This window comes from Pseudomonas sp. 21LCFQ010 (genome assembly GCF_024129905.1).
GTDB lineage: Bacteria > Pseudomonadota > Gammaproteobacteria > Pseudomonadales > Pseudomonadaceae > Aquipseudomonas.
Genome location: NZ_JAMYDZ010000040.1, coordinates 18,033 through 35,739 on the forward strand (window position 1 = coordinate 18,033; position 17,707 = coordinate 35,739).

The 17,707-nt window shown below is 60.5% G+C and carries 15 protein-coding genes, 1 tRNA gene and 2 pseudogenes; 13 read left to right on the top strand and 5 right to left on the bottom strand.

What is annotated here, in order from left to right; translation table 11 throughout:
* Positions 1-49: 49 nt before the first annotated feature.
* Positions 50-1,351 carry a C4-dicarboxylate transporter DctA gene (gene dctA / locus NJC38_RS27585; protein ID WP_253117972.1) on the top strand — a complete coding sequence of 434 codons (1,302 nt, stop codon included), beginning with the start codon at positions 50-52 and terminating at the stop codon, positions 1,349-1,351.
* Between the two features lie 111 nt (positions 1,352-1,462).
* On the opposite strand, the gene NJC38_RS27590 is transcribed toward dctA, so the two are convergent.
* The gene (locus NJC38_RS27590; protein WP_253117973.1) at positions 1,463-2,368 is read right to left on the bottom strand and encodes a LysR substrate-binding domain-containing protein; all 906 of its coding nucleotides are present in this window, start codon (positions 2,366-2,368) and stop codon (positions 1,463-1,465) included.
* 209 nt (positions 2,369-2,577) lie between these two features.
* Here NJC38_RS27590 and NJC38_RS27595 point away from each other — a divergent pair, with 209 nt between their 5' ends.
* Positions 2,578-3,858: a dicarboxylate/amino acid:cation symporter gene (locus tag NJC38_RS27595; protein ID WP_045492375.1), complete on the top strand. Its 1,281-nt coding sequence runs from the start codon at positions 2,578-2,580 to the stop codon at positions 3,856-3,858.
* A 12-nt stretch (positions 3,859-3,870) separates the two neighbouring features.
* Positions 3,871-5,388, top strand: a complete 1,518-nt coding sequence (locus NJC38_RS27600; RefSeq protein WP_253117974.1) for an amino acid racemase — start codon at positions 3,871-3,873, stop codon at positions 5,386-5,388.
* Here NJC38_RS27600 and NJC38_RS27605 read toward each other — a convergent pair.
* The 3 genes from NJC38_RS27605 to NJC38_RS27615 form a co-directional block, all read right to left on the bottom strand.
* Positions 5,314-6,447 (bottom strand): FecR domain-containing protein, encoded by a 1,134-nt coding sequence (locus NJC38_RS27605; RefSeq protein WP_253117975.1) that lies wholly within the window; start codon positions 6,445-6,447, stop codon positions 5,314-5,316. The two genes, NJC38_RS27600 and NJC38_RS27605, sit on opposite strands and share 75 nt — an antisense overlap.
* A complete protein-coding gene (locus NJC38_RS27610) occupies positions 6,440-6,952 on the bottom strand; it encodes a sigma-70 family RNA polymerase sigma factor (RefSeq protein WP_253117976.1) in 513 nt (170 codons plus the stop codon). The genes NJC38_RS27605 and NJC38_RS27610 overlap by 8 nt, the downstream gene beginning before the upstream one ends.
* 197 nt (positions 6,953-7,149) lie before the next feature.
* Entirely contained in the window at positions 7,150-8,775 is a 1,626-nt protein-coding gene (locus tag NJC38_RS27615) for an NADP-dependent glyceraldehyde-3-phosphate dehydrogenase (protein ID WP_253117977.1), read from the bottom strand.
* Positions 8,776-8,937: 162 nt separating this feature from the next.
* On the opposite strand from NJC38_RS27615, the gene NJC38_RS27620 reads away from it, so the two are divergent.
* From NJC38_RS27620 to NJC38_RS27665, 10 genes and pseudogenes are all read left to right on the top strand, one after another.
* A tRNA-Asn gene (locus tag NJC38_RS27620) sits at positions 8,938-9,013 on the top strand.
* 195 nt (positions 9,014-9,208) lie between these two features.
* Positions 9,209-10,072 carry a ParA family protein gene (locus NJC38_RS27625; RefSeq protein WP_253117978.1) on the top strand — a complete coding sequence of 288 codons (864 nt, stop codon included), beginning with the start codon at positions 9,209-9,211 and terminating at the stop codon, positions 10,070-10,072.
* Complete coding sequence (gene dnaB / locus NJC38_RS27630) at positions 10,069-11,415, top strand: replicative DNA helicase (protein ID WP_253117979.1); 1,347 nt, start codon at positions 10,069-10,071, stop codon at positions 11,413-11,415. The genes NJC38_RS27625 and dnaB overlap by 4 nt, the downstream gene beginning before the upstream one ends.
* Positions 11,412-11,609, top strand: coding sequence for a hypothetical protein (locus NJC38_RS27635; protein WP_253117980.1), 198 nt, complete (start codon positions 11,412-11,414; stop codon positions 11,607-11,609). The genes dnaB and NJC38_RS27635 overlap by 4 nt, the downstream gene beginning before the upstream one ends.
* Positions 11,596-11,802, top strand: coding sequence for a hypothetical protein (locus NJC38_RS27640; protein ID WP_253117981.1), 207 nt, complete (start codon positions 11,596-11,598; stop codon positions 11,800-11,802). Before NJC38_RS27635 ends, NJC38_RS27640 begins: the two co-directional genes overlap by 14 nt.
* On the top strand, positions 11,789-12,013 hold the full coding sequence (locus NJC38_RS27645) for an Arc family DNA-binding protein (protein ID WP_253117982.1): 225 nt from the start codon (positions 11,789-11,791) through the stop codon (positions 12,011-12,013). Before NJC38_RS27640 ends, NJC38_RS27645 begins: the two co-directional genes overlap by 14 nt.
* Positions 12,010-13,629, top strand: a complete 1,620-nt coding sequence (locus NJC38_RS27650; RefSeq protein ID WP_253117983.1) for a ParB family protein — start codon at positions 12,010-12,012, stop codon at positions 13,627-13,629. Before NJC38_RS27645 ends, NJC38_RS27650 begins: the two co-directional genes overlap by 4 nt.
* A 40-nt stretch (positions 13,630-13,669) precedes the next feature.
* Positions 13,670-14,224, top strand: coding sequence for a DUF2857 domain-containing protein (locus tag NJC38_RS27655; protein WP_253117984.1), 555 nt, complete (start codon positions 13,670-13,672; stop codon positions 14,222-14,224).
* Positions 14,224-15,537 (top strand): STY4528 family pathogenicity island replication protein, encoded by a 1,314-nt coding sequence (locus NJC38_RS27660; protein ID WP_253117985.1) that lies wholly within the window; start codon positions 14,224-14,226, stop codon positions 15,535-15,537. The genes NJC38_RS27655 and NJC38_RS27660 overlap by 1 nt, the downstream gene beginning before the upstream one ends.
* Before the next feature lie 812 nt (positions 15,538-16,349).
* Positions 16,350-16,667 (top strand): annotated as a pseudogene (locus NJC38_RS27665) (ATP-binding protein); the annotation flags it as partial.
* A 920-nt stretch (positions 16,668-17,587) separates the two neighbouring features.
* On the opposite strand, the pseudogene NJC38_RS27670 reads toward NJC38_RS27665, so the two are convergent.
* A pseudogene (locus NJC38_RS27670) lies at positions 17,588-17,707 on the bottom strand (IS630 family transposase); the annotation flags it as partial.

Below are 17,707 nucleotides of genomic sequence, written 5' to 3' on the forward strand. Positions count from 1 at the left end.
TGCGGGGCCCGACTTATTGCCGATCTATAACAACAACGAGAACGCAATCATGTCTGCAACTGCGAAAAAACCGCTGTACAAGGACCTTACCTTTCAGGTCGTCGCGGCCATGTTCCTGGGTATCGCCTTTGGCTTTATCGCACCGGAACTGGCAGCCAAGTTCAAGATCCTTGGCGACATTTTCCTCAAGCTGATCAAGACCGCCGTTGCACCACTGGTGTTTTTCACCGTGGTGCATGGCATTGCTTCGGCCGGCGATATCAAGCGCGTGGGCAAGGTCGGCTGGCGTGCGCTGCTCTACTTTGAAATCGTCTCGACCGTCGCTCTGGCCATCGGCCTGATCTGGGGCAACCTGCTGCAGATCGGGTCGGGCATGCACGATGCGCATCCGAGTAGCGCCGCCGCGGCTGCCTCCGCGGCAGCGGTTGCCAAGGGCCATGCGCCGACCTCGACCATGGACTTTATTTACGGCATCTTCCCGGACAATTTCGTCGGCGCTTTCGCCGGCGGGCAATTGTTGCAGGTGCTGGTGATCTCGATCTTCTTCGGCTTTGCCCTGCTGGCCCTGAAGCAAGAGCGTCGGGAAGTCATTGAGGATGGCCTGAACCGGGTTTCCGAAGCGTTCTTTGAATTCATCAACCTGATCATGAAGTTCGCCCCGCTGGGTGCGTTCGGTTCGGTGGCCTATGCGGTGGGCAGCAACGGCACCGCCGTGCTGATGTCACTGGCCAACCTGGTGCTGATGTTCTACGTCTGTGTGGCGTTTTTCATTATCGTGGTGCTGGGCACGGTGTGCCGGTTGTCAGGCTTTAGCCTGTGGCGCTTTCTCAAGTACATCAAGGATGAGGTGTTCATCGTGCTGGGCACGGCGTCTTCGGAGAGCGCGCTGCCACGCCTGTTGCAGAAGCTGGAGAAGTTCGGTTGCTCCAAGCAGAGCGTCGGCCTGGTGCTGCCCACCGGCTATGCGTTCAACCTCGATGGCACCTCGATCTACATGTCGCTGTGCGTGCTGTTCATCGCCAACGCTTACGGCGTGCCGCTGAGCTGGGAGCAGCAGCTGGGGATTCTCGCCATCATGCTGGTGACCTCCAAGGGCGCGGCGGCGGTATCGGGCGGCAGCTTCGTGGTGTTTGCCGCCACCGTCACCGCCATCGGCGTGCTGCCGGCCGAGGGCCTGGCGCTGCTGTTTGGTGTGTACCGCTTCATGTCCATGGCGATTGCAACCTGCAACACCATCGGCAACAGCGTTGCCACTGTGGTGGTTGCCAAGTGGTCCGGCGAGTTTGCCGAGGACACTGCCAAGGCTGAATACACCCGCGTGCTGGGGCGTAGTCCGCAAGCCGCTTTGTAGTCAGATTTAAAGCTTGGTCAGCAACCGGAGCGCCGGCCGGCCACTCCCAGCGGATTTGCGTCGTGCTCACATAACTGAGCACTACGCAGATACGCTGGGAGTCGGCTCAGCCTACGAATGCGGCAGCTCAAGCGAACGCCACAACTCCAGCAGTGCCGGGTTGCTGTTGCCAATGCGCCGAAACGCATGAATCTCCAGCTCGGTACTCCAGCGTTGGTCGCCGGCGCGCACCAGCGTGCGGTTGGCCAACTCGTCCGCCACCGCCGATTCCGGCAACCAGGCCACGCCATAGCCGCCGTGCACCATCTTCGCCAGGTGCATGGCCATGTCGGCTTCATGGCAGCGCTCAAGCGCCGCCGGGGTTGCGGCATTGCGCAGGATCAGATCGGTGACCCTGCCCAGTAACGACGTCGCGGTGTAGGCCAGATAGGGCAGCGGCGCCTCTGCCGAGCCTGGCAGGGCATGCAGCGGCTGGCCACTTCGGTCCGGGCTGCAGATCGGAACCAGCGCGTCATGGCCCAGGCGCAGGCCGACGAATTTGTCCGGGTCGAGAAAGATCGGTGCTTGCGGGTGGCTGTAACCGAGCATCAGGTCGCAATGCCCTTCGGCCAGGGCAATCACCGCATCGTGAACGTTGGCCGACAACACCCGTGCGTTCAGCGCCGGTTGTTGCTGGCGATGATTGACCAGCCACTTGGGCACAAAGGTCATCGCCAGGGTATGCCCGGCCACTACCTGCAGCGAGCGTCCTGGCATGCGGTCGCCACGGCGCAGGTCCGAGCGCAGTTCCATGAACAACGCCATGGCTTCTTTGCCCTGTTCGCAGAAGGTCCGCCCGGCCCGGGTCAGTTGCACCGGGTAGGTGCTGCGGTCGACCAGTTCCACGCCGACCCATTCTTCCAGCGAACGAATACGCCGCGACAACGCCGATTGAGTGATGCAGCGCTGGTCGGCGGCCCGCGAGAAGTTCTTGGTCTCGGCCACGGCCAGCAGATCGTCGATCCATTTGGTGTGCATGGTGGGCTCGTTGTGTACAGGAGCGTTTATGGGAGGCAGCGTTATGCCGACAGGCTGGACGATTATGGCCTCCGATTCGCGGCCATTGGCCAACTATTCCGATTTTGCATCAAATTATGGTGCGATCTCATCAACTCGCCTTGCCGACACCCTTAGCCTGTGTCCAATCCGGCGGTCCTTACGGGCCGCCGCCATCGACCGAGGGGCCTATGAACAACAAGAATCTGCCGAAATACATCGCCGTCGCCATTGTGCTGGGCATCATCGTGGGCTGGATCTGCAACCGCTATGCGGTGGACGAGCAGAGCGCCAAACGCATCGCCGGCTACTTCAGCCTGGTGACTGACATTTTCCTGCGCATGATCAAGATGATCATTGCACCGCTGGTCTTTGCCACGCTGGTGGGCGGCATCAGCAGCCTGGGCAGTTCCGGCTCGGTCGGGCGCATCGGTCTGCGCTCGATGCTGTGGTTTGTCAGCGCCTCGGTGTTCTCGCTGGCATTGGGCATGCTGCTGGTCAACGTTTTCCAGCCTGGCGCGGGCCTGAACATGACCGTCGCGCAGGTCAGCCAGGCCGGTGCAGTGGTCAATGCCGGTGACTTCAGCCTCAAGACCTTTATCAGCCATGTGTTCCCGCGCAGCATTGCCGAAGCCATGGCCAACAACGAAATCCTGCAGATCGTGGTGTTCTCGATCTTCTTCGGTCTGGGCCTGGCTTATCTGAAAAACCAGGGTCACTCGTTCATTGGTCAGGCGGTGGATGAACTGGCCAAGGTGATGTTCCGCATCACCGACTACGTGATGCTGTTTGCGCCGCTGGGTGTGTTCGCTGCTCTGGCGGCTGCGGTGACCACCCAGGGTATTGGCCTGTTGCTGGACTACAGCAAGCTGATCGGCCAGTTCTACCTGGGTATCCTGATTCTGTGGGCGACGCTGTTCGCGGTGGGGTATGTGTTTCTGGGCAAGCCGGTGCTGACTCTCGGCAAGCTGATTCGCGAGCCGGTGCTGCTGGCGTTCTCGACGGCGAGCAGCGAGTCGGCCTACCCGAAGACCATTGATGCGCTGGAGAAATTCGGCGCGTCCAAGAAGGTGTCGAGCTTCGTGCTGCCGCTGGGTTATTCGTTCAACCTTGATGGTTCGATGATGTATCAGGCCTTTGCCATCATGTTCATCGCCCAGGCCTACAACATCGACCTCAGCTTTACCCAGCAGTTATTGATCCTGCTGACCCTGATGATCACCAGTAAGGGGATGGCCGGCGTGGCGCGGGCTTCGGTGGTTGTGGTGGCGGCGACCTTGCCGATGTTCAACCTGCCTGAAGCCGGCCTGCTGTTGATTCTGGCCATCGACCAGTTTCTCGACATGGGCCGTACCGCCACCAACGTAGTGGGCAATAGCATCGCCACGGCGGTGATCGCCAAACTCGAAGAGCGCCGCGACCTGCAAGCGCCACCGCAAGCGGACTCCCAACCCGCCGCGGCCCGCGCCTGATCGAGGCTAATCATGACTTCTCTGAACCTGGCGGCCGGCAAGGGCCGCACCCTGGGCATCATCGGCGGGCTGGGTGCACTGGCCGGTGGTGACCTGTTCTTCAAACTGCTCAAGAGCCAGCCGCTGCTGGCCGATCAGGGCCGTTATCACCTGTTGTTCGAGCAGCGCCCGTTCAAGGACCTCAAGCGCACGCTGGATGCCGGCGCCAGCATGACCTCACGCAAGCTGTATGTGTTCCAGGCCTGCCAGCGCTTCGCCGAACAGGGGGCTGACGCGGTGTTGGTGCCCTGTTTCGCCAGCCATACCTTTCTCGATGAGCTGACCGCCGAACTGGAGGTGCCGGTGATCAATATGTTCGATGCGCTGCGCCAGTATCTGGCGCGCCAGTTCAGCCCAGGCAGCCACCTGGGGATATTGGCGTCCGATTACGTACGGGCTGCGGGAATATTTGAGCGGTTCCTGGGCGAGCAATACGTGCTTGTCTATCCGTCGGTGCAGAGCCAGGCGGCGCTGATGGAGGCGGTGTATGGCCGCAACGGCATCAAGGCCGGGCAACTGGACGGTAGCGCCCAGGAACTGCTGTATCAGGCAGGCCTGGAGCTGGTCGGCCAGGGCGCACAGCTGTTGCTGCCAGGCATGACCGAGCTGTCGTTGCTCAGCGAAGCACTGCAGCAGCGCGGCCTGCAACTGCTGGACATCAATCGGCTGTATGCCGACTTTGCCGCTTGCAGTGAACCCGTCTCAGTCCAGGCACCATTCAAGCTGGGGGTTGTCGGCGGCGTCGGGCCGGCGGCCACGGTGGACTTCATCGGCAAGGTGGTGCGGCATACCCCGGCCGGCAAGGATCAGGAGCACATCAAGCTGGTCGTGGAGCAGAACCCGCAGATTCCGGACCGCACCGCCAACCTGCTGCATCAGGACACTGACCCGACGGTGGCAATGTATGCTACCTGCAAACGCCTGCAGGAAGAGGGCGCCCAGGCCATCGCGATTCCGTGCAACACCGCCCACGCTTATGTGCAGCGCATCCAGGAACACTTGCAGGTGCCGATCATCAACATGCTGGAGGAGACCGTCGGGCATATCGGCCGCACCTGTGGGCTGGACGCCAAGGTCGGACTGCTGGCGACCTCCGGGACGGTCCAGAGCCGCGTCTACCATGACGCCGCCGAGCGTCTGGGGCTGGCGCTGATGCTGCCCGACCCGGCGCATCAGGCGCTGGTGATGAACGCCATCTACGGACCGGCCGGGGTCAAGGCCGGTTACACCTTGGGTGTGTGTCGCGAACAGTTGTTGCAGGCCGCCGCGCATCTGGTGCAACAGGGCGCGCGGGTGTTGATTCTGGGCTGCACTGAGCTGCCGCTGATTTTGCCCCAGGCTGATGACTTCATGATTGACGGCGTCAGTGTGGCGCTGGTCGACCCGACCACGGTGCTGGCCCAGCGCTGCGTGGCACTAGCGGCTGATCACCAACAGCCAGGGACTCCATTGGCTCAATTGCGCACCATGCGGCTGGGCCATGGCGCGTAGCGCCGCGTACGGGTTGCGGATGTCGTAAACCCCGGTGATGCGTTGTTCGGCCAAGCCTTGATCTCGTAACCAGACCTTGCCCGGCAGGTAGCGGCGCAGTTGCTCGACGACATCGCCCAGCCGGGCGTTTTCGGCAATCAACTGACCGTTGCGCCAACTGGCGATCCGGCCGGCAGGCAGGGTGTCGAGTTGGGCCAGATGCTTGTCACGGTCGAACACCAGCCGCTGGCCCACGGTCAGGCCGGCGCTGAGCAGGCGCGACGAGCCAGGCTCCTGGACCTTGACCGAGCCGTGCTGGACCGCGACTTCGATGTGCTTGGCGTCCACATCGACATTGAACGCCGTGCCGGTCACGGTCACGTCCAGGTCTTTGGCGTGCACCGTGAAGGGCTTGCCGGGGTCGGGCCTGACCTGAAAAAACGCCTGGCCGCTGAGCAAGCGAATGCCGCGTTGTTCGCCGGAATAGTCCACCGCCAGGGCGCTGCCTGAGTCCAGCACCGCCAGGCTGCCATCAGGCAATTGCACCTCGCGGCGCTCGCCCTGGGCCGTCAGGTAATCGGCTTGCAGGCGGGTGCCGAGCTCAGGCGCAATCATCACCGTCAGGCACGCGGCCAATGCCGCGCTGGCGGCCCAGGCGAGCGTGCGCCGGCGCCGCGGGCGGGCTGGCAATGGGGCGGGGGGCGTAATAGAGAGCGGCGTTATGGGCGAGGCACTGGCAGCAGGAGGCACCGCTGGCCACAAATGCGCGGTGCTCGCCTGCATCTGCCCGGTCAACTGCCACACCTGCTCAGCCTTGCGCGCGGCTTCGGCGTTTTGCGCATCGGCTTGCTGCCACTGACGAAATTGCGCCTGCAACTGGGCATCTTGCGGTGCCTGACGGACACGCAACAGCCAGTCCAGAGCGATATCCAGACGGGCCTGGCGAGGTTCGGCGTGGGACATATCCGGCATGGCTCCAGCGGTGGGCGGGGTGGGCGAGGGTGGCACAGAGTGACCCTGGCAGGCAAAGGACGGATGCGCGGCGATTTTTTTCAGATTTTTTTCTGCGCCTTCAGTCATGACCACGTTCCAGACGGGTTGCGCAGTGGCTCAAGGCGTCATGAACCAGTTGATGGACCAGGCCCACTGAAATGCCCATCGCCGCTGCGACCTGCTGCAAGGTGTAGCCGCCCAGGCGATGCATCTCGAACGCGATGCGGGTGCGTTCAGGCAGTTGTAACAGCGCATTGGCCAGCCGCTGCAATTGATCCTGACTGGCGACCTGCTGCTCGGGCGACGCGGTGCTGGCTGGCAAGTCGGCCAGCAGCGCATCACCGTCGGGCTGGCGCCGTTCGGTGGCCAGGCTGCGGGTCTGATCCAGCGCCAGATTACGCACGATGCGATACAGATAGCCTAACGGATGGTTGATCTCCAGATCGCCGGTTTGCCGGGCATTGAAGCGCAGCCAGGCTTCCTGCACCACATCCTCGGCACGCGCCCGGCAGCCGACAATGGGCGCGGCGTAATCGACCAGCGCGGCGCGATGGGTCAGGTAGAGGTCAAGTTTGCGGGCGGACGAATCCACGAAGATGAGTGCTCGAATCGCTGGGCAAGTGGCGGTATGTCCTGCCTTGAGCGGCGTATCCTACCTGTCTTCGATAATCATTATCAATTATGGGGTGTCGTCGCTGCTCTTAGCCGGCCTCATCGGGCCCGTGAGAGCCTGCTTGCAGGTGAGCGGGCCGGCACAGGCACTGCAATGCCGATGCCGACCCCCTGCCATCAGAAAATGTAATCGGTGGTCAAAAAGCTCGACTCGCGGTTACGGATGATGTCACTGACCAGTGCCTTGTTACTTTCCAGGAATTTGGTCGCCACCAAGGTACGGATCGAGAACACCCGCAACGCATCGTGTACCGAAAGCGTGCCTTCGGCCGAGTTCTTGCGCCCGTTGAACGGGTACTGGTCAGGGCCGCGCTGGCACTGGGCGTTGATATTGATCCGCCCGACCTGATTGGCAAAGGCATCCACCAGCCGCCCGACCTGCGCCGAGTCGTTGCCAAAAATGCTCAACTGCTGGCCGTAGTCGGAGTCCAGCACGTAGTCGATCACTGTCTGTAGCTCGCGGTAGACCACCACCGGCACGACCGGGCCGAACTGCTCCTCGTGATAGACGCGCATGGCGGGGGTCACCGGGTAGAGCAGGGCGGGGTAGAAGAAATTCTCCACTACTTCGCCACCGCCTTCGTTAATGACCCGCGCACCCTGGGCCATGGCATCGGTGACCAGACCTTGCAAATACTCGGTCTTGCCTGGCTCCGGCAACGGCGTCAGCGAAACCCCTGGCTCCCAGGGCATGCCGGGCTTGAGCTGGGCCAGTTTGCTCTGGAACTTGTCGAGAAACGCCTCGATCACGTCCTCATGCACGAACAGGATCTTCAGAGCCGTGCAGCGCTGGCCATTGAATGACAGGGAGCCTGTGATCGACTCGTTGACCGCGTTATCCAGATCCACATCCGGCAGCACGATCCCGGGGTTCTTGGCGTCCAGCCCCAGCACCGCGCGCAGGCGGTGCGGGCGCGGGTGCAGTTTTTTCAAATCGCTGGCGGCTTTGTTGGTGCCGATAAAGGCAAACACATCGACCTTGCCGCTGGCCATCAAGGCGCTGACCGTTTCCCGGCCACGGCCGTAGATCACGTTGATCACCCCGGCCGGGAAGCTGTCGCGGAACGCCTCCAGCAACGGGCGGATCAGCAGCACACCGAACTTGGCCGGTTTGAACACCACGGTATTGCCCATGATCAACGCCGGAATCAGGGTGGTGAAGGTTTCGTTGAGCGGGTAGTTGTACGGCCCCATGCACAGGGTCACGCCCAGCGGTACCCGGCGGATCTGGCCCAGCGTGTCCTGCTCCAGCTCGAAGCGGCTCGAACGCCGGTCCAGCTCCTTGAGGGCATTGATGGTGTCAGTGATGTAGTCGCAGGTACGGTCGAACTCCTTCTCGGAGTCTTTGAGATTCTTGCCGATTTCCCACATCAGCAGCCGTACCACCGGCTCACGCTGCTCGCGCATGCGCTTGAGAAACTGCTCTACATGCTGGATCCGCTCGACCACCCGCATGGTTGGCCAGGCGCCCTGACCCCGGTCATAGGCACGCACCGCGGCATTCAGTGCTGTCATCGCCGTATCGGCATCCATCAGCGGGGTGCTGCCGAGAACCACCGGCTCCAGCGTGTTGCCCCGGTGCACCGAAATCGGGCTGCGCACCGGGGCCAGAACACCGGGCCAGGTTTCCAGAATGCCATCGACCAGATACTCGCGCTGCTCAATGGCCGGGCCCGGACGCCAGACCTCCGGAATCTGTTCGGCGCTGGGGAACAGGGATTGAAGACGGCTATCCTGCGGCATGACATTCACCTCGCTGTGATCGTTTGGGAAGGGATGGGCCAAGGCCACACTACGCCAGCTGGCTGAGTGGAAGAAGCCCGGATTGGGGCAGGCTGGCAGTTTTTCCGGAATTTTCTCGGGACGTGTTGACTTGCGTTTTGAAATCAGTAGGATAGCTCGCATTCCGCGATAGCTCAGTTGGTAGAGCAAGTGACTGTTAATCACTGGGTCCCTGGTTCGAGTCCAGGTCGTGGAGCCAAATTTTTGCGATGAAAATCAAGGCTTTACGCAGCTCCTGAAAAGCAGGCGTGCAAATGATGACTGATACGTCATTTGCACCTTGCCCAGGAAAACCAGCGTAAGGCCTTTTTTTCATTTTTGGTTACAAATTCGCTAACCGCTGTTTTGATGGTTCAACGCCGTCTCTCAATCAATCGATTAAGAGGCGTGCAACATGAAAATCGCATCCATCGTTTCAACCAAGGGCGGGCCGGGCAAAACCACGGTCACTGCCAATCTGGGCGCGTTCTGCGCCGATTCAAACCTTCGCACCTTGCTTATCGACCTCGACACCCAACCGTCGCTGTCGTCGTTCTATCGCCTGGAGCACGAAGCCCCTGGCGGCACCTTCGAACTGATCGCGCATAACGAAACGCGCTTCGAACAGATCATCAGCCACACCTGCATCCCCAACCTGTCGCTGATCATTTCCAACGACCCGTTCAATCAGCTCAGCAACCTGTTGCTGCACGCCGCCGATGGCCGGCTGCGTCTGAAGAACCTGGTGGCTGCCTTCGCCGATGACTTCGATCTGGTACTGATCGACACCCAGGGCGCCCGCTCGGTAATGCTGGAAATGGCACTGCTGGCCTCCGACATGGCCATCTCGCCGATCTCTCCGGATATGCTCGCCGCCCGTGAGTTCTATCGCGGCACCCAGCAACTGCTCAAAGACCTTGAGCCGCTGTCGCAACTGGGTGTGCACACGCCGCCGCTGAATATCGTGATCAACAAACTCGACGCGACCAGCGATGCGAGCCTGATCTATCAATCGCTGACCGAGACCCTGACCGAGCATCCCCAGCTCAACCTGCTGGACACCACCATTCCGGCCGCCGTGGTGTTTCGTCGTGCCGCCACGCAAGGACTGCCGGCGCACCGGCTGGAGCAGCGACAGCCGCAGAATCGTAAAGCGGCGTCAGCCTTCGCGGTGATCCATACCCTGGCCCATGAACTGTTTCCGCAATGGCGCGGCCAGTTCGACCGCTTCTCGATGCAAGCCACGGGTGGGGTATTACATCGGGAGGTGATCTTGTGAGCCTGCTGGACGTGGTGCCGCCGCACTCTGTCGAAGCCGAGCAGGGCGTGCTCGGTGGTTTGATGCTTGATAACCAGACCTGGGATCTGTTGGCCGATCTGTTGCAGACCGAAGATTTTTATCGGCGTGAACATCGGCTGATCTTCAAGGCGATCCAGGGCCTGGCGGCCAGTAACGCGCCGTTCGACGTGGTGACCGTCGCCGAGGCGTTGCCGAACCCGGAGGAGGTGGGTGGTCTCGCCTACCTGAGCGAACTGGCCAAGAACACCCCTTCGGTGGCCAACATCGCTACCTATGCCGAGATCGTCCGTCAGCGTGCGCACTTGCGGGCTTTGATTCTGCTGGGGCATGAGTGCAGCCGGCATGCCTCGGAGCCCAATGTCAAAAGCCAGGATGTCCAGGATGAGTTCGAGAAAAAACTCTATGCCTTGGGTGAGGGACGCAGCCCTGAGTGCTTCATCGACATCAACGACACGCTCATGCAATTGCTGGAGCAGGTGGACTACCACTTCAACCACGGCAATGGGGTGACCGGCGTGCCCAGTGGCTTGACCGATCTGGACCAGAAAACCGGCGGTTTCCAGGACGCTGACCTGGTGATCCTTGCGGCGCGGCCTTCGATGGGCAAGACCAGCCTGGCGCTGAACATGGTCGATGCGGTACTGCAGCAGGACTCGGCCAACACCGTGCAGATCTACTCGCTGGAAATGCCGGCGCAGGCGCTGATGTATCGCCTGCTGGCGATTCTCGGGCAACTTGATGTATCGCGGCTGATGCGCGGCCAGATCGAGGATGACGAGTGGCTAAAACTCTCGGCCGCCGTGGCGCGGGTCAAGGGCTATGGCCAGCGGCTGGTGGTCGATGACAGCTCCGGCCTGACCCCCACGGCCCTGCGCGCCCGTGCCCGGCGTGCGGCGCGGCAGTTCGGCAAACCGCGGCTGATCATGGTCGATTACCTGCAACTGATGCAGTGCCCCGGCCATGAAAACCGCAACCTGGAAATTGGCGCGATCTCGGCCGGCCTCAAGGCGCTGGCCAAGGAGTTTTCCTGCCCGGTACTGGCGCTGTCGCAGCTCAACCGTGGCCTGGAAAACCGCGCCAACAAGCGGCCACAAAACGGTGACCTGCGTGAGTCCGGTGCGCTGGAGCAGGATGCCGACCTGACCCTGTTCATCTACCGCGACGAAGTCTACAACCCCGACACTCCGGACCAAGGCCTCGCCGAACTGATCATCGGCAAACATCGCAACGGACCCACAGGCGTCGTGCGTACCGGCTTCGTCGCGGCGCACACCCGTTTCGTCAATCTTGAGGCCAGAGATCGGCAAGGAGCTGACGCATGAGCACCGAATTGATGCTGATCCCCAGGCAGCCCGTTCTGCGCAGCCACTGCCTGGACTGCCGGGCCGTCTTTGCCCGCCATCGCGCGGTGCAGCGTTCGATGGACACCATCGCTCGTGGAATCGATGCAGACACGCTGGTGTGCCCCGAGTGCGGCAGCCTGGCCGTCGAGGAGGCGAGCCATGAACAACTGTGAGCCCGAAGAGGCGTTATGCACCGTGGTGTTTCGCTTGAAGAACGGCAAGCGGGACATTGGCCGGTTCATTTACGCCTTGGCCTGCCGGGTCGAGAACATGCAAGACATCGAAGTGGTCACCCTTTCGGTGGGTGACCTGCAGTACCCACACCCACATGATCTACAGCCGGAGGTAGAGGATGACCAGCCATAACACCCAAAAGGACAAATTCATCGTGCGCTTTTCCGAGGCCGGTTTGCGTCAGCAGATTGCGACCCTGGCCAAACAGTCCAACCGCTCAATGAATGCCGAGATTCAGCACCGGCTGTTTCGCAGTTTCGAACTTGAGCAAGAGCTTCGGCGCGCCAATGCGGTGATCGATCGCCTGACGGCTGCGGCCGATCGCACGGATGCACAGCCATGAGCAGCAAGGCGATGAGTGCCGAAGACGTCAAAGGCAAACTGCTGCAGGGCGCGTTCCAGCATAAGGGCAGTGCGGTGAGCCAGTTGTCCGACCCGATTGCCGACACGCCCATGGTGGTGACGCTGGATCAGTTACGGCCCTATGACCATAACCCGCGGCTCAACCGCAACCCGATCTATGACCAACTCAAGGAGTCGATCCGCAGCCGTGGCCTGGATGCACCGCCGGCGATTACCCGGCGGCCGGGGGAGACGAATTACCTGATCCGCAATGGCGGTAATACCCGGTTGGCGATTCTCAACGAGCTATGGGCAGAAACCCGCGACGAGCAGTACTGGAAGATCCACTGCCTGTATCGGCCCTGGGCGGCGCGGGGCGAAATCATCGCCCTGACCGGCCACCTGGCCGAGAACGACATGCACGGCGCGCTGACCTTCGTCGAACGCGCGCTGGGTATTGATCGCGCCCGCGAGTTTTATGAGCAGGAGGGCGGCAAACCACTGTCCCAACGCGACCTGTCGCGGCGGCTGGCCGAGGACGGTTATCCGGTCTCCCAGCCGCACATCAGCAAAATGCAGGACACCGTGCAGTTCTTGCTGCCGGCGATCCCCAAGCTGCTGTATGCCGGGCTGGGCAAGCCGCAGATCGAACGCCTGACTGCCTTGCGGCGCAGTGCGGAAAAGACCTGGCGGCAACATGCCGGTGAGGCAGCGGCGCACATCGACTTCGACGGGCTGTTCCAGGACGTGCTGGCCAGCTTCGACGACGCACCGGATTTCACCGTCGAGCGGTTTCAGGATGAACTGATCCACCAGATGCAACAGCCGCTGGGCAAGGACTACAACTGGCTCAAGCTGGACATGCTCGAAGCCCGGGGCGCGGCGCCCGAGCCGGTGGCCGGCACACCGGTAACAGACAAAACGCGCCGATCAGCGGCGCAACCGGCCTCGACCAAAGAACCCACAACCAAGCCTGAACCATTAATACCACCCCTTGATAGTGGGCCTGATGATTCGCCCCATCCTCTGTCGCAACCTGCAGAAGTCGCCAGTGAACAGCGCCCGGAGCAGGACAGTCGGGCGCTGATTGATGCTCATGTGATCAGCCCCATCGTCGGCCTGACGCCGAGAATTCAGGCCATGAAGCAACAACTGGCCAAGGCCTCGGGCGAGCCGATCCCTGACTTTGCCGAGTCTTGTCTGCAAGCCATACCGGTGCAGGTCGGCGGCCTGCATCCGGTGTCGGACCTGTGGTACATCGAACGGCAGATCGATACGCCGGATGAACTGCGCCTGCAGATCTGCGGGTTAGTCCACGACATCGCTCAGACGGCGCAACTTCAGGTCGAGGTTTACCCGGCCTCTACAGGAGCCGGCTACGCGCTGGGCGACCCCGATGATGTGAAGGGCCGCTCGGTTCTGGTGGGGCTGTTGCACGCGCTGGGCGGACAACCCGGCGCTGAGATACCCGTGGGAGAAATCGCCGCGCTCTTGATCGGTGCGGCGCCGCAGGGCACCCAGGTTTTACCCGCACGCCTCGATGACGAAACGCTGGTCAAGCTGTTCCGGGTGATCCGCCTGGCCAGGCGTCTGGCGGATCTGGAAGCAGAATCATGAAGTGGTCTGCCACAGCGCACGATGACAGGGAGAAATGCTCATGGCTCACCCGCTGAACCTGGCCGTGGCTTACCAGATCCTCGAAGACCTGCGCAGAGGGCAAATGCGCAGTTGTCTGGAAATGGGCTTTGCCGAACATGACCTGAAAAGCCTGATCGAACCCAGCTGCATGAGCCTGCTGGTGAATGCCCCGGTGCCCTGGGTGCGGGTGGTGGTCGACAACCTGATGGTGCAACGCCTGCTGACCCAAGCCCGCAAGGATGAAGAGGACCGCCTGATCATGCAGGCGATCAGCGCCGGAGCCAGCTCGCCGCTGATCCATGAGCTGTTCGGGCTCTCGGCCAAGGAAGTCGCCTTGCGCCGCGGCATTCTAGGCATCCCCAATCGCCGCGGCCGCTGGCCGGTGATGACCCAGCCGCAAGAACAAACCTTGTGGGAGCTCTGGGTCAAATATGGCCAGCAAACCTCCACCGATCCTCGCGATGCACGCGCCTTGCTCGTCACGGCCATGCAGCTCACCGAGGCAATGCCCGAGGTGAACCTGACCATGGTCTGGAACACCCTTCAAAGCTGGATCGAACAGGACCTGTTGTAATGCATGGAACCGCTCAACGCTTCACGCCGGCAACGCTTCACGGACTTACGGCTTTGCTCGACCACGCCACCGAGACCTTGCAGCAACAGCCCCGCGACTCCCCCGGCAACCTGAAGCGTTCAGCGGGCTCCTTGCAGCCGTCACCACTGCAAAGTGAACAGACCGGCCTGCTGTTCACCGGCAACCCTCACGAAACCGTCCCGCGCCGCCTGTTGCTGGACAACCGCCTGACTCCGCTGGAGCGCAACGCCTGGCAGGTGTTTCGCCTGCTGCTCAACGACGACGGCCTGACCTCATTCCCCACCTACGAGCAACTGCGACCGTACCTGGCCGCATCACCCTTCAAACTGGCGTCTCGGGAAACCGTCGCCAAGGTACTCACCACCTTGCGCCTGACCCGCTGGCTGAGCCTGGCTGGCCGGGTGCGTGATGAAGCCACCGGCCAGGTCAAGGGCAATATCTACCTGCTGCACGACGAACCGATCAGCATCAGCGAAGCGTTGCTGCTGGACGGCAGCTACCTGGAACTGCTGGGCAATGCCCAAGAGCACGCCAACAAATCCATTCGTGAAGTGGCGGCATTCACCCTGGAAGAATTTCAGCGCGACCCCGACGTGCGCGACTTCAAAATACTGACCCGGCTGGACATCCTGCAGCGCCGCTTGGGACGACAGAAGTGGGCAAAACCTGAAGACGGACCAAAGCCGGGACCGGGACCAGGACCGGCAAGCGAATCCGAACTCAGTGCGCAGCATTCCGAACTCAGTAAAAAACAGCCAGTTCGGAATCGTGCAGCACCGCGTTCGGAATCCGAACCCATTGGAAAACCGGGGCTTTGCGGCCTGGTTCGGAATCCGAACTCATCCAGTACTAGTACTAATACAGATGTATTTAAAGACTTAGTACCGCGCGCGAGCGAGCCGCCGGGTGATCAGGTCACGGCGTATCCGCCCGCGTTCCTGGCATTGACGTTCGATCAGCGACAGAAGCTCCAGACAGCCCTGAGCCTGATCGCGCCTGAGCTGCAAAGCCAAGTGCTTGAGCAATGGGCACAGCGGTGTGACCGGCAAGTGATGCGCAACCCGGCGGGGTATTTGTTCGGGATGATCGATAGGGCGCGAAATGGCGAATTTAACGTGTTTGGGCAAGGGCAGGGTGGGGGGCGTGTATCCGGCTTCAACCAAGTGCCACTGGAGGCCGAGGTTCAGTGCTCACCGGCCCCTTGTCAGGCCAAACAACCACCGTCGAAAGAGGCCCAGGCGCTAGCGCGTAGTGCTATGGATGGGATGATGAGGATTATGGCTGGTGGGTGAGATGCGCGTGCTGCCGGTTGTTTGAGGGTGATTCCAGTGGAATCGCTCCCTACTAATCGAGAATGGCATGGGGGCCGCGCCGGCGTTAATCGTTCAAGACTGGACCTTCGTCCAGCGGTTTTCCGCTTATTACAACGCCCATCTCAGAGCGAGCCTTGATTCAGATATAGGCTGGCCCGGTGAGGATGGGTTATCTGCATCGTTACCTATGAAGTGCATGGTGGGGCGTATTGATTAAACAAGTTTTTTCTCGCAGAACACCTCACCCTGCTGGTTTATTCTCTGCTCAGACTTTATCGTGAACCGCCCTGGAGCACCCTAAACGACCGCCTTCTTGCCTCCTTCGAGGTGTTAACTCAACCGATGAGTCGAATCGCGTTGAGTGTCGAAGCCTTTACTTGTCAATGATCTCAAGGAATGAACTCATGCAAGCCGTTCCCCCGATACAACCCGAACCAATGGAATTGGACAGTTGCACGTTGGATCAAATCGTAGACGTGCTTTGTGAGGGGCGTCCCGTCATCCTTCCTGACGGCGCTGGCGAATTCGTTTTGGATAGTGAAGATGCTCGAGCGGTGTTGGGCTTTTACGCGAGTCGGAAAGAGCTCTGGGTGCAGGCCAAGCAGGTGGCTGCTGCAGAAGCAGCGCAGTTACTGGAAGCAGTCGCTACACCGAAGGCACACGTCGCAACTGGTCGGTCCTTGATTTCAAGCAGCACTCGTCCTCGTTGGCGTATTAAAGAACTGCGCGCTCATCGTTTTGCAGGATTACACCGCCACTGTGGCGCAGATGGTAAGGCTCCTGAAGTATTCATGCTTCACTTTGATCGTGATGTTACCTGCATTTGGGGGTTTAACGGAGCGGGTAAATCTGCTTTGCAGAGCGCAATTATGTGGTGTCTGACCGGGAAAGCTCACCGTTCCCAACATATGCCAGCCCTTGTCAACAAGCCAATTTCTGTGGAAGTCGTTTCAAATAGCGCTGATGGGGAGAAGAGCTTTGATCTTCCAGCAATAGTCCCTTTGCCTTCGGCGGATGATTTATCTCTGCTAGCCGATCGTCCGGCCTGTGATACATGGGTCGAACTCGACCTCCAAGACCAAGACGGCAATGTTGCGACAGTGAGGCGCGAGCTGAAGAAAAGTGATAGAGGAGCTGTGACTGAAGTCTCCTCGGGGCTGGAGGCGCTAGGTTTGCCGCAGTGGGCAATTGAAGCGGGAACACTTATGCCTGCCATCGCTGCAAACATGCGTTTCGACGACAAGACAAGCTTTTCAGAAGCCATCTCTCAGCTTACAGGGTTGAGGCCGCTGCAGGATCTAGGGCTGCGACTACCGCGCATGGTCCGCCGTCTCGAGAAAGACGAAACTGAATCTGCTACGGATGCGAAAGATAATGCTCGTATTCAATTCCTGGAAGGGAAGAAGTCCTTTCTCGAAGCTTGGCGTGCAGAAATCGAAACGCTTGGGCCTGAACCAGACTTGCTGACTCCCGATAAGGCAACGGCTGAGCAGAATTGCAGCAAGGCCATCGCAGATGCTCGGGTCAGGTTGATTCAGCACCAAACTACTGGTTTGGTAGATATTGAAACGATCCTTGGGAGCTCCACTTCTGTGGGATCGTCAGAACGTAGTCAGGCGTTGCTCAATCAACTTGCGTCCGCACGTGAGCATCTGAGTAGTGTCGCTCTGGCGGGATTACCCTCCCTTCGCGTCCTACAGCAGGTTAAAGATATCAGCGATGCGGACAAGGAGTGGCTTGTTGCCAAGCTAAAAGATCTGGTGAAGCGAGCTGAAGCCCATGTAAGTCGGCAGCAAAACAAGCAACAAGCAGCGCGGCAGCAGCTCTACACGATGGTTGCTCAGTGGCACCAAAAACAGAACCCCGGTCAGCCAATAACGGATTGCCCAGTTTGCGGTACGGATTTGGCTGACGTTCCAGCTGACGCGTTACTGGATTCTGGCATTGCCGCTGCACTGCAGATAGGACTGAGAGCGCACTCTGATGCCGCAAAATCTCTAGTGTGGTGTTTCACAAGTAGGACGAAAAACTACTTACCCAATGCTTTTGCTGCACGCGCTACGGAACCCAGGATCTCGTTCGCTTTTTTGTGCCAGCGAAATGGCTTCGGATTCTGGTTGTAGGTTTCCAGGTAGTACTCAATTGAGGC